Annotated in this window: 1 protein-coding gene; it reads left to right on the forward strand. The window is 46.8% G+C overall.

All coding sequences use genetic code 11. From position 1 onward, the window contains the following. The coding region (locus ED312_RS24060) for a hypothetical protein (RefSeq protein WP_170164620.1) at window positions 1–327 on the forward strand (327 nt) is incomplete at both ends.

The following is a 327-nucleotide window of genomic DNA, read 5'->3' on the forward strand; positions in this document are numbered from 1 at the left end:
CGTACTTAGTGAAGGAGTACATATAACGGCCTTATACCCGACCTTGTCCGTAGAAGGTGATGGCGTCAGGGTATTGTTGCAGAGAGAAGAAGGCGGATTGATCGAAGCTTCGTTGTTATCGGAAAATATCCGTATCCGTACCTATAATAATAATGATGCCAACAGTGAATTGGCTTTGGACCCGGAACTGATCCAGTTATCGTTGTTCCCGGGAACGACCGATGTTTACGAGCTGATCTACCCGGTGAACGTACCGTTCAACCGTATAGAAGTATCGTTTGATGCGGGACTTGCCAGTGCTTTTGAAGGGCTGCATGTCTATGAACT

The sequence above is a fragment of the Sinomicrobium pectinilyticum genome (assembly GCF_003725735.1).
Lineage (GTDB): Bacteria > Bacteroidota > Bacteroidia > Flavobacteriales > Flavobacteriaceae > Sinomicrobium > Sinomicrobium pectinilyticum.